Annotated in this window: 16 protein-coding genes and 1 riboswitch; of the genes, 5 read left to right on the top strand and 11 right to left on the bottom strand. The window is 30.8% G+C overall.

Translation table 11 applies throughout. From position 1 onward, the window contains the following. The first annotated feature begins 57 nt into the window (after positions 1–57). Positions 58–861 carry a pyrroline-5-carboxylate reductase gene (proC, locus tag NRK67_12660; protein ID UUV18136.1) on the top strand — a complete coding sequence of 268 codons (804 nt, stop codon included), beginning with the start codon at positions 58–60 and terminating at the stop codon, positions 859–861. Positions 862–967: 106 nt separating this feature from the next. Here the strand turns inward: proC and NRK67_12655 are convergent, their stop codons facing one another. From NRK67_12655 to NRK67_12645, 3 genes are all read right to left on the bottom strand, one after another. Continuing rightward, the gene (locus NRK67_12655) at positions 968–1,576 is read right to left on the bottom strand and encodes a cyclase family protein (GenBank protein UUV18135.1); all 609 of its coding nucleotides are present in this window, start codon (positions 1,574–1,576) and stop codon (positions 968–970) included. Between the two features lie 183 nt (positions 1,577–1,759). Next, positions 1,760–1,906 carry a hypothetical protein gene (locus NRK67_12650; GenBank protein ID UUV18134.1) on the bottom strand — a complete coding sequence of 49 codons (147 nt, stop codon included), beginning with the start codon at positions 1,904–1,906 and terminating at the stop codon, positions 1,760–1,762. A 150-nt stretch (positions 1,907–2,056) separates the two neighbouring features. Further along, entirely contained in the window at positions 2,057–3,646 is a 1,590-nt protein-coding gene (locus NRK67_12645) for a sensor domain-containing diguanylate cyclase (protein UUV18133.1), read from the bottom strand. Positions 3,647–3,885: 239 nt separating this feature from the next. Here NRK67_12645 and NRK67_12640 point away from each other — a divergent pair, with 239 nt between their 5' ends. Beyond that, positions 3,886–6,015, top strand: coding sequence for an amino acid permease (locus tag NRK67_12640; GenBank protein UUV18132.1), 2,130 nt, complete (start codon positions 3,886–3,888; stop codon positions 6,013–6,015). Positions 6,016–6,504: 489 nt separating this feature from the next. Next, positions 6,505–7,272 (top strand): sterol desaturase family protein, encoded by a 768-nt coding sequence (locus NRK67_12635; protein ID UUV18131.1) that lies wholly within the window; start codon positions 6,505–6,507, stop codon positions 7,270–7,272. Between the two features lie 100 nt (positions 7,273–7,372). Here the strand turns inward: NRK67_12635 and NRK67_12630 are convergent, their stop codons facing one another. From NRK67_12630 to NRK67_12615, 4 genes are all read right to left on the bottom strand, one after another. Continuing rightward, the gene (locus NRK67_12630) at positions 7,373–8,656 is read right to left on the bottom strand and encodes an HD domain-containing protein (GenBank protein UUV18130.1); all 1,284 of its coding nucleotides are present in this window, start codon (positions 8,654–8,656) and stop codon (positions 7,373–7,375) included. Continuing rightward, a complete protein-coding gene (locus NRK67_12625) occupies positions 8,607–9,344 on the bottom strand; it encodes a transporter substrate-binding domain-containing protein (protein ID UUV18129.1) in 738 nt (245 codons plus the stop codon). Before NRK67_12625 ends, NRK67_12630 begins: the two co-directional genes overlap by 50 nt. Positions 9,345–9,352: 8 nt before the next feature. Next, entirely contained in the window at positions 9,353–9,586 is a 234-nt protein-coding gene (locus NRK67_12620; protein UUV18128.1) for a hypothetical protein, read from the bottom strand. Positions 9,587–9,730: 144 nt separating this feature from the next. After that, positions 9,731–9,820, bottom strand: a riboswitch (cyclic di-GMP riboswitch). A 217-nt stretch (positions 9,821–10,037) separates the two neighbouring features. Beyond that, on the bottom strand, positions 10,038–10,220 hold the full coding sequence (locus NRK67_12615; protein UUV18127.1) for an Rdx family protein: 183 nt from the start codon (positions 10,218–10,220) through the stop codon (positions 10,038–10,040). A 258-nt stretch (positions 10,221–10,478) separates the two neighbouring features. On the opposite strand from NRK67_12615, the gene NRK67_12610 reads away from it, so the two are divergent. Both NRK67_12610 and NRK67_12605 read left to right on the top strand, forming a co-directional pair. After that, positions 10,479–10,634 (top strand): hypothetical protein, encoded by a 156-nt coding sequence (locus NRK67_12610; GenBank protein UUV18126.1) that lies wholly within the window; start codon positions 10,479–10,481, stop codon positions 10,632–10,634. A gap of 605 nt (positions 10,635–11,239) precedes the next feature. Beyond that, complete coding sequence (locus NRK67_12605) at positions 11,240–12,712, top strand: alanine:cation symporter family protein (protein UUV18125.1); 1,473 nt, start codon at positions 11,240–11,242, stop codon at positions 12,710–12,712. A gap of 70 nt (positions 12,713–12,782) precedes the next feature. Here NRK67_12605 and NRK67_12600 read toward each other — a convergent pair whose 3' ends face one another. The 4 genes from NRK67_12600 to NRK67_12585 are packed head-to-tail and all read right to left on the bottom strand — an operon-like array spanning position 12,783 to position 15,293. Further along, positions 12,783–13,286 (bottom strand): DUF45 domain-containing protein, encoded by a 504-nt coding sequence (locus NRK67_12600; GenBank protein UUV18124.1) that lies wholly within the window; start codon positions 13,284–13,286, stop codon positions 12,783–12,785. Positions 13,287–13,319: 33 nt separating this feature from the next. Next, complete coding sequence (lspA, locus tag NRK67_12595) at positions 13,320–13,757, bottom strand: signal peptidase II (GenBank protein UUV18123.1); 438 nt, start codon at positions 13,755–13,757, stop codon at positions 13,320–13,322. After that, on the bottom strand, positions 13,744–14,643 hold the full coding sequence (locus NRK67_12590) for a glucosaminidase domain-containing protein (protein UUV18122.1): 900 nt from the start codon (positions 14,641–14,643) through the stop codon (positions 13,744–13,746). Before NRK67_12590 ends, lspA begins: the two co-directional genes overlap by 14 nt. 2 nt (positions 14,644–14,645) lie before the next feature. After that, complete coding sequence (locus tag NRK67_12585) at positions 14,646–15,293, bottom strand: class I SAM-dependent methyltransferase (protein UUV18121.1); 648 nt, start codon at positions 15,291–15,293, stop codon at positions 14,646–14,648. Positions 15,294–15,296 lie beyond the last annotated feature (3 nt).

Here is a 15,296-nt window from a genome sequence, read left to right as displayed (position 1 = left end):
ACTTCAAGATGTAATATAATAAATAATAAAATAAAATTTTACATAGGAGATTATTACATGAATAAAAAAATTGGATTTATAGGTTGTGGAAATATGGGAGAAGCAATGTTAAAAGGAATTATAGATTCTTTTGACAATGCTGAAAATATCTATGTCTTTGAAAAAAACGAGGACAGACAAAGAGATTTAAAGAAGAAATACGGAATAAATACTTCTCCAACTCCTCTTGAATTAGTGAGTTCTAGTGAGATGATCTTAGTAGCGGTTAAGCCTGATATTTTCCCCTTGGTTATGGAGGAGATAAAGTCTGCCATAAATGATTCTAAGGTGATCATATCTATCGCTGCAGGAGTAACCATTGCTGCAATTGAGGAGAGATTGGGAGATAAAGCTAAGGTTATCCGTACAATGCCAAATACACCTGCCTTTGTAGGTATGGGGATGACTTCTATGAGTCCAAATAGAAATGTAACACCTGAAGAAGCTTCCATAGCTAAGCAGATCTTAGAGGGATTTGGAGAGGTGGAGCAGGTTCCTGAAACTCTTATCCACAGTGTAATAGGTATAAGTGGTTCTGCCCCTGCCTATGTCTTTATGTTTATAGAAGCCATGGCAGATGCTGCTGTTTTAACAGGTATGCCGAGAAATAAAGCATATAAATTTGCCTCCCAGGCAGTAATGGGATCCGCTAAGATGGTCTTAGAAACCGGTATACATCCTGGAGCCCTAAAAGATATGGTATGCTCCCCTGGAGGAACAACTATTGAAGCTGTAGCAGAACTGGAAAAAACAGGATTTAGGTCCTCTGTGATTTCCGGAATGAAAAAGTGTATGGAAAAATCTGAAGAGATGAGCAAATAATATTTTATTATAGTTTATAGAAAAAGGAATAGGTCGCCCTATTCCTTTTTTATTTTTTTGATACTTTTATTATTTCAAAATCAAAATCCTTACTATTCACAAAAATTTAAAATTCTACAAGTATTCTTGTAGGAAGTGCATCTAATCCCTCTATCTTAGTTGGCAGACAATATACTTTAAACCCCTTTTCTGGGATCTTATCTAAGTTGCATAAATTTTCAATAGCATATTTCTTTGCTTTTCCCAACAATTTATCAATAGTACCATGATTTTTTCCTCTTCCAATACCAAGAGCATCTATACCAATCATATTGATATCTAATTCAGCTAATTTTTCTGTAAGATCTATGGATATTTCAGGATGATCAGCATATTTATCTTCCATTAAATATCTATCCCAATTGGTTTGAAAAAATATAAATTCTCCCCCTTCTACAAGAGATAGATCAATATCTCCAATTTCAACCGGTCTGTCGGTTATATGAGAAACATCATATTTAATCCCTTTTCCAATAAGTCTCTCCACTGGAATCTCTACTCCTACACCCATGACATCTATATGGGTTCCCATATTATGAGTAGCAATATTGTATTCAATAGTTTTATATTCTGATTTTGTTCCTTTATTGCAAATAATTTCTTTTACACTAAGAGCCGGAGATCCAGTTCTATATATTTTTCCTATTTTTGTTTCTTGAGTTATATCAACAAGCATAAACAACCTCCATTTAATAAAATATATTTCATATGATAACATAAGTTTTTAAGATAAAATACAAATAAAGATTAATTTTCTGCCTTTCCTCATCAAATATTTTTTTAGGTTTATAATAATCTAAGACTTCAAAAATAAAAGTAGTGGATTATAAACAGCAACCCACTACTTTTATTATGTGTATTAATCTATCTTTTGATATTTTGATCCAGAGCATATAGGACATAGATCTAAGGTTTCACCTTTTTCCATCTTTAATTCCAAACCGCATAATATACACATATATGTACCTTTTTCTACTTCATTTTCAAAATAATAAAATTCTTCCATAAAATCATCTCCTAAATTTTAAGTACGATATCTACAATCGAAATTTTTTTATTTAAACTTCCTTTTATAAGTTAAAATATTTTTCTAAAAAAATCGTATGCGATCTTTTTTTAGTGTATGTTATAAATTCTTTTTTGTCAATTTTTTTCTTTATATTTTTTGGTATTCTATTCTGTTTCTACCGTTATTTTTTGCTTTGTAGAGGAGGTTATCTACTCTTTCCAAGGATAGGTCTAAAGTATCCGCTTCCATATTTCTTATGACCCCCATACTAACCGTTACAACTACATCGTTTTTCCACGTCATCTCCTCTATTTTTTTTCTCAACCTTTCAGCTACTGTAATTCCTTCAGAAAAAGCCGTCCCAGGAAGTATAATTAAAAATTCTTCTCCTCCGTACCTTCCAAATTTATCTGTATCTTTTATATTATTTGATACTTTCTTACATACCTCCCTTAAAACTTCATCTCCAAATAGATGCCCGAATTTATCATTTAATCTCTTAAATTTATCTAAATCAAACATAATAATAGTATATTCTGATTCAAAGTTTTTTGCCCTTTGAATTTCTATCTCTATAAAACTTATAATAGCCCTTCTATTACATATATCCGTCAGTGGGTCTGTTTCAGATATATATTTTAATTCTACCTCTCTCTTAACTATTTCATAGTTCATATTTTTTATAGCTTCTTTAATAATCTTCAATTCACTTTTTTCTCCTATCATATCCGTTAATTTATCTATATTTTTGGTATAATTCCCATTGGAGATACTATTAACTATATAGGATAACCTGTCCAAAGACTTATCAAAAATTTTACCCAAGAGAAATAGTATAACTGTTATTACAATTATAACTATAAGTATTACCATAAATACAATATCCCTAAGTTTATAAAGAGATGCATTAAGATCTTTTTCAAAAACTACTCCTATTAAAACTGCATCTAGTTTTTTTAATTTATAGATATGGTATATTATAATTCCCTCTGGAGTATTTATTTTAATTTCATGACTTTTGAGGTTATCTAAGTCCATATTATCTATATATTTAAATTTTTCTTTATCCTTATCTGAGCCTATAAGCACCTTATTATTTTTATCTGCAATAAAAAAACTTCCATTTTCTCCAATTCTATACTCTGATATAGTTTTGGAGATTACAGAGAGATCCAAAAGAGCTGTCAATACCCCTGTTTTTTTGCCATTTTTCTCTATTTTTTTAGATATTGTAACAATAGGTTCCTTTGTTCCTGCATGTATAAAAACTTCAGACAGGTAGTAATCTGAAGAGTTTAATGCTCCTACATACCACGGTCTTATAGTAGGGTCATAATCAGAGGGGAGATTTTGATCTCCTGCGTTTCCATCAAAAAACATTTGTTTTTCAGCTGTTCCGTATGCTATAAATTTAACTGTATTTTCCAAGATAGATAATTCCCTCATATGATGAAGCATATGCTCAGTTCTTTCTTTATCGCTGCTGCTGCTGTGTATTTCTGTTAAGTAATTATCTTTATTTTGATAAACTCCTTCTAAATAAATAAGCATTTTTAGACTATTTGATATTTTTTCATCTAAGTGCTTTTCTATAGTCTGGCTTATGAATTCAAATTTTTCCTCTTCCAGTTCCTCTAATTTTTCTGAAAAAATAAAATATGTAACCATGGAAATTATTAATATGGGGATAATTGCCGTAAAAAAATTTACTATATATATATTCTTTTTTAAATTCATCTAATCACCTCAATATAAATATACATTATATATTTTCCTTTCCTCTATCAAATAATATTTAAAATTAAATATACTCACTTTAAGATTAAATTATTTTAATTTTAAGATTAAATTATTTTATCTTAATAGGATTATAGTTTGGTAAGGAGTAAATATAGTGTACTATGTAAAAATATTATTTTTTGCTATAAAATTAAATTTAGTAATAAAAAATAGAAATTAAATAACGAGGTGGAACTATGGAAAAAAGATTTGGTACATTTAATGGAGTTTTTCTCCCTACCTTTCTTACAATAATGGGTGTAATTTTTTATTTAAGATTTGGATGGATAGTAGGTAATGCAGGAATATTGGGAACCTTAGGTATTGTTATTTTGGCTCACGTCATTACTATCTCTACTGCTTTTTCAATGGCCAGTATCACTACAAATATGGAAGTAAAGGGAGGAGGAGCTTATTTTCTGATCTCAAGAAGTCTTGGTTTAGAAATAGGCGGAAGTATAGGGATCCCTCTATATTTATCTCAGGTAATATCAGTAGCCCTTTATATTTTAGGATTTATAGAGTCCGTTAAACTTATATTCCCAGATGTAAATACCCTTTTACTTTCTGTAGGTGTGACAGTTATAATAGGTATTATTTCTAGTATTGGGGCAGATCTTGCTGTCAAGATGCAATATGGTATCTTCTGTCTTATCCTCCTTTCATTGGGTACAATTGTTACTTCCGGCAGTTACAACTATGCTCCTACATCTCTTGGAACATATGTAGAAAGTGGTAATTTTTGGATGACATTTGCTGTTTTTTTCCCGGCAGTAACTGGGATATTAGCAGGGGTTAGTATGTCTGGAGATCTTACAAATCCTAGGGAAAATATCCCTAAAGGTACATTCTATGCTATTGGAGTTACATTTTTAATCTACACTCTACAGATATTTTGGTTTGGATTTAATATCCCGGTAGAGGAGCTTATCAGCAATAAATTGGTGCTCATGAGTAAGGTCAATTTTCCTATATTTATTATTGGTGGAATCTGGGCTGCCACCCTCTCTTCTGCTCTTGGAAGTATGATCACAGCACCAAGGACTATGCAGGCTCTGGCTAAAGATTCGGTTTTACCTTCATTTTTAGGCCGAGGAAGCGGTAAAGCTAACGAACCCCGAACAGCTACTTTTATAAGTTTTATCATAGCATTTATATTTATAATAATGGTTAATTTAAACTTTGTGGCTCCTATTATCACCATGTTTTTTCTGAATACCTATGGAGCTATAAATATGGTAGTGGCACTGGAAAAATTAGTTGGTAACCCAAGTTTCAGACCAACCTTTAAAACTCACTGGATAATATCTTTAATCGGTGCCTTGGGATCCTATGGAGTTATGTTTTTAATTAATTTTACAGCTACAGTTATATGTCTTGCCTTTACATTTATGATCTACCTCTATATCAGTAAAAAAAATATTACTCGAACATGGGGAGACCTTAGAGACGGGGTGTTAATATCTATCATCAGAACATGTCTTTTAAGATTAAGATTCAATGAAAAACAAGAAAAAAACTGGAAACCTGATATCATTGTGTTTTCAGGAAATCCAAAAAATAGAAGTAATTTAATTTATTTAGCCAATCATTTTTCCAAAGGACGTGGAGTAATTACCCTTGTAAGATTTATCTTTGGACATTTGGAAGATATGCAGGAAAAGATCAAAGAAGCCAAAGAAAAATTAGATTCTTATCTGAAAGAAAATAAAATTTTAGCTTTTTCCGAAGTAGTTGTAGGAGAAAATATGGTAGATACCTTCCTTGAAACCGTACAATCCAGTGGAATTGGTCGTCTAAAACCAAATACCATTCTTATGGGAATGTCCAGGGATAAGGAAAATATTAAACCCATTGTAGAATTTATGAGAAAAGTTAATTATTTGAATAAAAACATCTTAGTATTCTGCCAAAATGAAGATGTCAGTCTTTTCGAACAGAAAAAATCTATTGATATTTGGTGGAGAGGACTGGAAAATAACGGCAACCTTATGCTAAATATGGCTCACTTAATTTCCTTAAATGACGATTGGAAAGGGGCAAAGATAAGGCTTTTAAGTGTCGTCGATACCGAGGATAAAGTGATCTCTAGAAAAAATATTCTCAGTGAGATGCTTGTAACTTTAAGAGTTGATGCAGAAGTAGAAATCATAGTTTCTAAAAAAGATATCAATGGGACAATAAAAGAAAACTCATCTAAGGCAAGTCTGGTTTTAATAGGACTCAGCCTTCCTGAAAAAAATCAGGAGATCCCATACTACAATAAACTTATGGATATGAGTGAGGGACTTAATTCGGTTCTTTTTGTCAGAGGAAAGTTAAATTAAAGAGATATAAAAGTTATTTGATAAAATAAACTATCCGACATATCTAAAAAATTAATATAATTTTTAACTCTATTATATATATATTAAGAAGGTCTGAATTCTGTAGTTTACAGAATTCAGACCTTCTTTAATGGAAAATTCTAAAATCAATGATAATCTATTTAAACAACCATTTGATTTTCAACTTTATTCCACTCCTCAATTAGCCGATCTAACTTATTTTTGATCCTCACCAAAAATAAGAAGAGAAAGCACTCCAGATACCATGATCAGCTGATATATTTCAGGCAGCTTAATAGAAAATCTTTTCAAGTATTTTCCCTTCTAAAAAATCCAACAAAAGAGGAAGATAGGAAATAGATCGTATAAAATAAAATATATCTATGAAATCTTTGGCAACCTAAATTTAAAATAATTAGAACAAAAGACAGACCTTATCTAAAAGGATAATTTTATACACACATTTAATTCATTTGAGGAGAGGAAACTATGGAAAGATTTATATTAATGGGAGGATTTTTTTTTCTATTATTTATATTGGAAAGAATAATACCGCAGGTAAGTAAAGATATTGGTGGAAGAAGACACGATATAAATAATATGGGTCTTGGGGTGATAAATTTGTTTATTGGGAGATATTTTGCCCTCTTTACAGTTTATGCCCTGGCCAAATACCTTGAAAATATGGAAGCAGGAATTATTAATATGACCTCCTCAGATTCTAAATTTAAACTTATCTTAGGAGTCATATTTTTAGACTGTGTAAATTACTGGTGGCATCGGCTCCTCCACAGGGTCTCCTTTCTCATGAGATTTCATAATATTCACCATACAGACAGGCTCCTCAATGTCTCTTCTGCCCTGAGGTTTCATTTTTTTGAGGTACTCATGGGTCACCTCTTCAAACTGCCCTTTATACTTTTAATAGGGATACCTGTAGAAGCTCTTTTACTTTACGATATAATATTTAATGTGAATGTTTATTTCCACCACAGTAATATAAGGATCAACCGAAGCTTAGATATCTTTCTTTCAAAGATTATTGTGACACCATATCTCCATAGGATCCATCACTCTTTAAAATGGGAAGAGTCAAACTCCAACTTCTCATCCTTTCTTATCTTATGGGATAGAATTTTTGGAACATTTCTCCCCCAGAGAGATATATCTACACCTAAATATGGGATACCTGGATATGTCCAAGAGAAATATCAGCACTTTTCATATATGATAAAACAGCCTTTTATAGAAAAATAAGAAATAACCCCAAACAAAAGGGTGCTAAATTTATAGCACCCTTTTAAGGTCAATTTTAAATGAAAATCATAAATTTAATTACCCTAAAGAGGGATAAAACTTACTTTAAAGAATTTTTTTTATTGGAAAAATCTACCTTACTCTTTTCAAATATATCTCGAAAATGTTCATGTTTTTTTATAAAGACTTCAACTATTCTGGGATCAAAATGTTTACCGCTCTCGGAAATTATTATTTCCATAGATTTTTCATGGGTAAAAGCTTTTTTATAAACTCGTTCCTGCCGTAAGGCATCATACACATCTGACAATGCCACTATCCTGGCTTCTACGGGAATTTCTTCTCCTTTCAATCCTTTTCCATAACCTTTCCCATTCCACTTTTCATGATGATACCTAACTATATTTGATGCCACTGGACTTACATCCAAATCCTTTATAAGGTTATAACCGATTTCTATGTGAGTTTTCATGATCTCAAATTCTTCCTCAGTCAGTTTCCCCGGTTTTTTCAAAATAGCATCTGAAATTCCTATTTTTCCTATATCATGAAGGGAGGCATAAAGTCCTATTTCATTTACAAAAGAATTTGGTAATTTTAGCTCTTCAGCCAATAACTCCGAATATTGGTTTAATCGTTTTATGTGTGCACCGGTATCTTCATCATTATAACTATTTGCACTTTCCAGAGTTTCCACAAGACCGATCGTTATATTTTTTAATTTATTATATACTACTTTAAACCTTTTCAAATGAATGTATATTCCTAAAAATCCAAGGATTGAAACCAATAATATAATAATAGAAAATTTATAGTCCTTTGCAATTTCTGTATTTTTAGTAAAAAATTCTTTTTTATTAATTTTTATCCCATAAGAAAAATCATTATTAAAACCATTTATCATAAAAAATAGTATTTCATCTTTTTTAGGAACACCAAATCTCAAATCTATCTTATCTGGTAAGATTCCTGCTACTTTTATATTTGTCATATTATATTTTTTTAGGAACTGATCAATGTGTTGTACCCTACCGATTAAGATATCTGCACCTCCTTCAGTCTCAGCAGTCATAGCTCCCTTAATTGTTTCAAATTTTATCAGATTATCTTTTAAACCTTTGCTTAAAAGATATTTTTCAACAAGAGATCCTTCTACCACAGCTATCTTATAGAATTCCAAATCATCAAAGTATGGGATGTATCCTTTATCTTCTCTATTAAAAATTGATAACTGAGCTTGCATATACGGTTCTGTAGAAAGGTACTCTTCATCATTTAATTCTTTCCCATTTACCGACAATACAAAGGGATTAATATCAAACCCAGAAGATGAATCACTCTCTTCTAAAACTATTTTTAATCCCAATATTTTTTCTAATTTCATGAAAATAATTTACCAAAAACCCATTTTGATTTCCAAATTCATCTATATAATAAAGCTGAGGAAGCATTTTTGGTTTTGGTACAAAAACTTTTACAACTTTTTTCTCTTTCATATATTTTTTTATTTCCCCCGAAATCTTTATTTTATTTTTTGTATATTCTAAAGATTCCTCATAAAAGAATTTCATTGTTATATCAGCACGGCTTATTAATTTTTGAATCATAACTAATAACTGTTTATATTCTGATTTTCCCCCTATATAATAATCCGTTTCAAGGTCATTGGAAAGATAGTTTATTTTTGCTTCCATTTCTGGATTTTCAATTAAATACTTCAATCCATCCTGATAATCTTCGATATAAATATCTGCCTCTCCCGATAAAAGAGAATCCATAGCTTCCTTTCTGGTTGGTTTAACAATCAATTTTACTGATTCTCCATACTTTTTTAAAATTTTATTTTTTATTTGATCATCTTCCATGCAGACAATTGTTTTATCGGAATTATCTGTTTTAAAATCAATGGACGGATAATCATCTCTGGTTATCATAACCCCATCTAAATTCAATGATTTTTCAAGATAAACGTATTCTTTACTGTTTCTTTTGTAATCCTCTACCCCCATCACGATATCAGGGAAACCTGAGTCCACAGATCTTTCAAATTTTTCAGTTTCTTCATTAATCACCTGGAATTTTAGTCCTGTATTTTTTCCAGAAATTTAATAATTTCAGGAAAAACTCCCCTTCTTCGTCCGTTTGAATGATAATTCAATATTCCCCTGTTTTCATCCATATAAATAGTTATATTTTTACGTTGATTCAGCTTAATCCATTCCTTCTCCTCTTCAGTCAATTCAATTTTTAATGTATCCATCCCAAAGGATGAAATATAAAAAAAGAAAAAAATTGGCCATAAAATTTTATGCATATAAACCTCCAAATGCTTTTAGTAGTATCTAACAATTCCTATTTATTAAGTTAATCTTAAAACTCATACAGAATAATATTTAAATTAGGCAAAATAAAAAAGAGGCTACCTTGTATCACACAAATAGCATACCTCTAAAAAAGTTTTGGCAACTGGCTGTCATATCTAAATAATATAGACTTAGACCCTTTAGTTTTGCGTCACAGAATTTCTCCTGCTTTGCCTTTTTCAGAATTATTTTTAATCTCTTTAAACTTTGATTTTAATAATCTTAAAATCAAATTAAATATATATTATATATATTTATAATAAAAATCAAGGATAGAAGGATGAGAAATTTCAATAGTTTTTATTAAATACAAAAAACCAGAGATAGATATCTCTGGTTTTTTAGCTTTAATTTTCTTAAAATTTTATTCATGATTAATTTATTTTTCTAAAGATATTATTTCTATATTTCATTTTTTACAAGTTCAATTAACTCATCTAACTCTGGAAATCTTCCCACTTTTTTTTTAGAAAATAAAAGTTTATCTTCAAATCTAACTTCAAATACACCTCCAGATGAAGGGATAAGTTTAAATTCTAAAAAATAATTTTTATAGAACCCTACCAAGGCTCCAATAGCATCCACTGCCTTTTCTGAATATCCTCATGATGTACAAAACTCAATTGATAGTATAGGTTTCATATGTTACCTCCTTTATAATTATATTTTTATCATAACTGTATACCAGTAAGTTGAGTATTTTCCTTTATATTTGTAAAAATGAAAGGAAAATAACCCCAAATGTAGTATAAGGAAATATTAAGTTTTTATTTATATAATAATAATGACAATTTAAAATATTTATTAAAAAACATAGTAATTTTGAAGCAAATAGGGGGACGTATGAATAATAAAAATACTAAAATAGTAAAATGCTTAAAATGTAAAAAAAAATTTGAAACAGCTGTGGATTCTCTTGGAGTTCCATATAAGAAGATTTGCCCATTATGTAAGAAAAAAACGGCTCGTTATGCCAGGGGAATAAGCGGAGTAATATAATGTTTTTATTAAAATAGAAATAAAATCTTAAATGGAGGTATATTATGGTTTCAACTGAAAATATTTATGATAAAATTTATAGAGCTATGGAGACTTCAAATAAAAAAGGTCTTAAAATGGTCCTGAAGAAAAACATCCAGGGAGTTTTATTTATTAATATACCTAATATCGATCCTCCTTTAAGCTCTAACGAAAAAATTGATTATATCTATTACACACAAACTTATATTGATATTTTAATAAGGCATATTATATTAAAATATGGGAATAGAGAAAAAATTAAATTACGAAATTTTTATTCTAAAAGTCATAAAAAATTGTGGAATAGATATCCGGTATTTTAGATACTTAATTTTTCTATTGAAAAAAAATAAGTTAATAAACTATATATCCAGTAAAAATAATAATGTTTAAAGCAGGATAATTCATCCTGCTTTTTTAGTTAGTCCTTGATAATATAGGCTTTAATCTGAGTCATAAAAAAAATCATACTAAAAAAAAGGAATTTCGTCATAAAAAAAGAATATAGAATTGTAGTATAAATATATTCTAATTAAATTGAAACAATGCCAAGGTATTATTTTTTTTATTTAAGGAGGTTATTTATGGGTCAAGCTGTTGATTTTCTCAACTCAATAATCTGGAGTCCTGTACTGGTGTATCTACTTCTTGCAACAGGACTTTACTTCTCATTTGCAACACGGTTTATGCAGATACGCCATCTGAAAGAGATGATAAGACTACTTTTTGGTGGTCAAGAGTCTGAACAGGGTGTTTCTTCTTTCCAAGCATTTGCACTAGCTGTTTCAGGAAGAGTAGGAACAGGTAATATAGCTGGTGTTGCGACAGCCATTGCTCTCGGTGGTCCAGGGGCTTTATTTTGGATGTGGGTAATCGCATTTTTAGGTGCAGGTTCTGCCTTTATAGAATCAGCATTAGCTCAAATCTACAAGGTTGAAATTGACAATCAATATCGTGGTGGACCTTCATACTACATAGAAAAAGGTCTCGGTATAAAATGGTATGCTGTATTATTTGCAGTTTCTTCGGTAATTGCAATGGGATTTTTATTACCAGGTGTTCAGGCAAACAGTATAGCTAGTAGTGTAAATACTGCTTTTGGTCTCAGTCCATACATAACAGGTGCTATAATTGTGATTCTTTTAGGTATCATTATCTTTGGTGGAGTCCATCGTATGGGTAAAGCAGCTGAAATTCTTGTGCCATTCATGGCAGGTGCTTATATCCTCGTTGCACTTATTATAATAGTTATTAATATTGCACAGCTTCCGGCTGTTTTCATGTTAATTATAAAGAGTGCATTTGGAGTAAATGCAGCTTTTGGTGGAATTTTAGGAATGGCAATCTCATGGGGTGTAAAACGTGGTATTTATTCTAACGAAGCTGGTCAGGGTACTGGTCCTATGGCAGCCGGTGCAGCTGAGGTTTCTCATCCTGCTAAACAGGGATTAGTTCAAGCATTTTCAGTTTATATCGATACACTTTTCGTCTGTAGTGCAACAGGATTTATGATCCTCTTGACAGGTGCATATAATGTCCGTGATAAAGTAGGCGGTTTCATTGTTGAAAATATTCCAGGTGTTGAGTATGGTCCAGCCTATACACAGATGGCAGTGGATTCTTTTATGCCAGGTTTTGGTAGTAAATTTGTTGCTATTGCACTGTTCCTGTTTGCTTTTACAACTTTGATGGCTTATTACTACTATGCAGAGACCTGTATTGTTTATTTATTTAAAGGAGGACATCATCATAAGCTGGTAGTCAATTTAATGAGATTTGCACTACTCTGTGCAATTTACTATGGTGCAGTTAGAACGGCATCATTGGCTTGGGGGCTAGGAGATGTAGGAGTAGGGCTTATGGCTTGGTTAAATATTATTGCTATTATTCTTTTAAGAAAGCCGGCACTCCAGAGTCTTAAAGACTATGAGGAACAAAAATCTCAAGGTTTAGATCCTCAATATGATTCTATAAAAATGGGAGTAAAAAATGCAGAATTTTGGGAAGGTGGATATAAACATCATCCAGATTATAAGAAACATCATCATAACATTTAAATTTTAAATAGTTAATCAAGAATAAAAAAAGACAGCCTCTGGTTATTTATAACTAGAGGCTGTCTTTTTTTTAATAAAGTTCTTCCTTGTATATATCTACATAAGTAAGATAAATTCTCAGGTCTAATTCTACCTCACCACAATTATCTTCCATAGATTGACACAATCTATAAAAAGCCTTATCATGATTTTTTTCCTTTAAATGAGCTAATTCATGGACCACTATATGTTCTAAAAACTCTAACGGCATTTTTTTAAACTTAGAAGCTATCTTTATTTCATTTTTTACCTTTGTTTTTTTCCCTTGTTTCCTGGGAATATATGAATGGAGACCCAAAGCTTGATTTTCTAATATTATCTTTCCATCATAAACTACCTTTGACAGAGGCTGACTTTTTCTTAAAAAATTATTTTTTATCTCCATAGTATATTCATATAGTTGTTTATCTGTATCTATTCTATGAGCTTTGGGATATTTATTTTTGATATAAACTCCTAATTTCTCTTTTTTTATTAATTGTTCTACCTGTTGCAGGATATTTTCTGAATACCCATTTAAATATTTAAATTCCATTTTTATCCCTTCTTAAACTTTTCTATGTATTTATTAACCTAATACTTCCTTCATCATAACTATAGCTATGCCTAAAAGCACCTCAAAATCTGCAATATTAAATACAGGCCATCCCTTGAGATTAAAGTATATAAAATCAGTTATATACCCTCTCTGTAATCTTCCTATAAAATTCCCTAACCCGCCTGCTAATATCAGAGAATAAGCTAAATAATTGTCTATATCGATGTATAGGAGGTAGCCTAAATAGGTAAATAGAAATAAATTTATAATTATTATTAATTTTTTTTTACCTGACAATCTATTAAATGCTATCCCATAATTTCTCACATATATCAATTGTATCTTCCCGCCAAACAGATGTTTAGAGATCTTTAGATTCTTTTCAGCCCATTTCTTAGTCCATAGGTCCAGGGTTAAAAAAATTATTATTACCCCTAAGACAAAGAACCACTCTCTATTCAAATTCATACCTGTCATATTGGTACAGTTTATTATATTCAATAGTAGCTAGAAGTCTGCTGATATAGATCTCCTCCATCTCGCTGTATTTGTCTAGTTTGGGAACTAAAATCTTATAGTCATCTGTCACCTGGAGTTTTTCACGGAATTCACTATAGGCTTTATGCCTAGCCAACAATTTCATATAATCAGCCATAGATTCTTTTAATGTAGGATAGCTCCTTAAGTACACCTGTTTATTTACCCTGGCTTCTCCAGCTTTTATCCTAGGTTCAGTAGGATCTACCGACCATACACCAAATATATTATTTGCTTTTTCAAAAAATCTAGAGGTCCCCCAGCCACTTTCTAAAATAGCTTGAGAAAGAAGGATTGAAATAGGAACAGGTTTTAATTTATGATATAAAACTTCTATATCTTTTTCCTTAACCCTGTACTTAGCATACATCTTTGAAAGGTATTCTTCATCTCTGTCTCTCTTGCCTTCCATAATTAATTTTAAGCTCTCTCTGGTCTCTTCGATCTCTTCTACCACAATCATTGCCGTAGGTACCATAATTTCAAAGAATTTTTGCTTCTTATTAGGAACATTTAAACCCCTCAAAGATACATTATCCATGCTATAAACCACTCTGGGAACTAACTTCTCCCCTGGAATTGGCTGAACATCAGATAGATGAAGTAAATCAATCTCCTTATACGTCCCTTTCACCATTTTTTTAATTTCTAATCTAATTTTGACATTTCGCTCTGCCGCTATTTTTTCTTCTTCTTTTTTATCTTTTTTTCCCTGGACTTTTTTTAATTCAGTACTTTTCTTAACTACTCTATCCTCTAATTGAGAAAAATTAATAATTACAACAACTAGATAAAGTAAAAATAATTTAATCCCCATAGCTACCTCCTTTGAAATATTATAATATTCTTATGATTATATTTTATGATATTTAAGTTATGTTTCCTGCTTATAACCTCAAAAGTTTTTTTATTATAAAATACAACATGGGTAGGATCTTGAATATACCACCATTTTTTAAACTCCTCATCAGTAGGAGGAGAGACAGCAGTCATGAGGATTAATTTACCATTTTTTTTCAAAATAGACAGTAAAGTTTCTAAAGTTTCTGTAGGGTTATATATGTGTTCAAAGACCTCTGTAGAGATAACCACATCATACACTTTATCCAGATAACCTTTTTTATTGTAGAAAAATTTATCATATATGTCGACCCTGTATCCACTCTCTTCCATCACGTCAGCCAATACCGGCTGAGGCCCTGAACCATAGTCTAATATAGTATTTTCTCTATCTAGATCATCTTCTATATAGTTTATAAATTTTTTAAAATAAGCCCTGTATGATGGATCTGAAATCTCATTGTTATGGACCTCATACCTTTTACCTTCATCTTTAGGGGTTAAAATATGAGCCTTGTCTATAAAAATAAATTCACACTCTTTACACCTATAGTATTTTTTTAATCCGGCTTTATTTTCTACCTCAATAAGGTGGAGGTCTTCATTTTCACATATATTACACTTCATAAC

This window comes from Fusobacteria bacterium ZRK30 (assembly GCA_024628785.1).
Lineage (GTDB): Bacteria > Fusobacteriota > Fusobacteriia > Fusobacteriales > Fusobacteriaceae > Psychrilyobacter.
The sequence above is the reverse complement of the archived record's forward strand: the minus strand, read 5'-3'. Positions and strand labels throughout refer to the sequence as shown.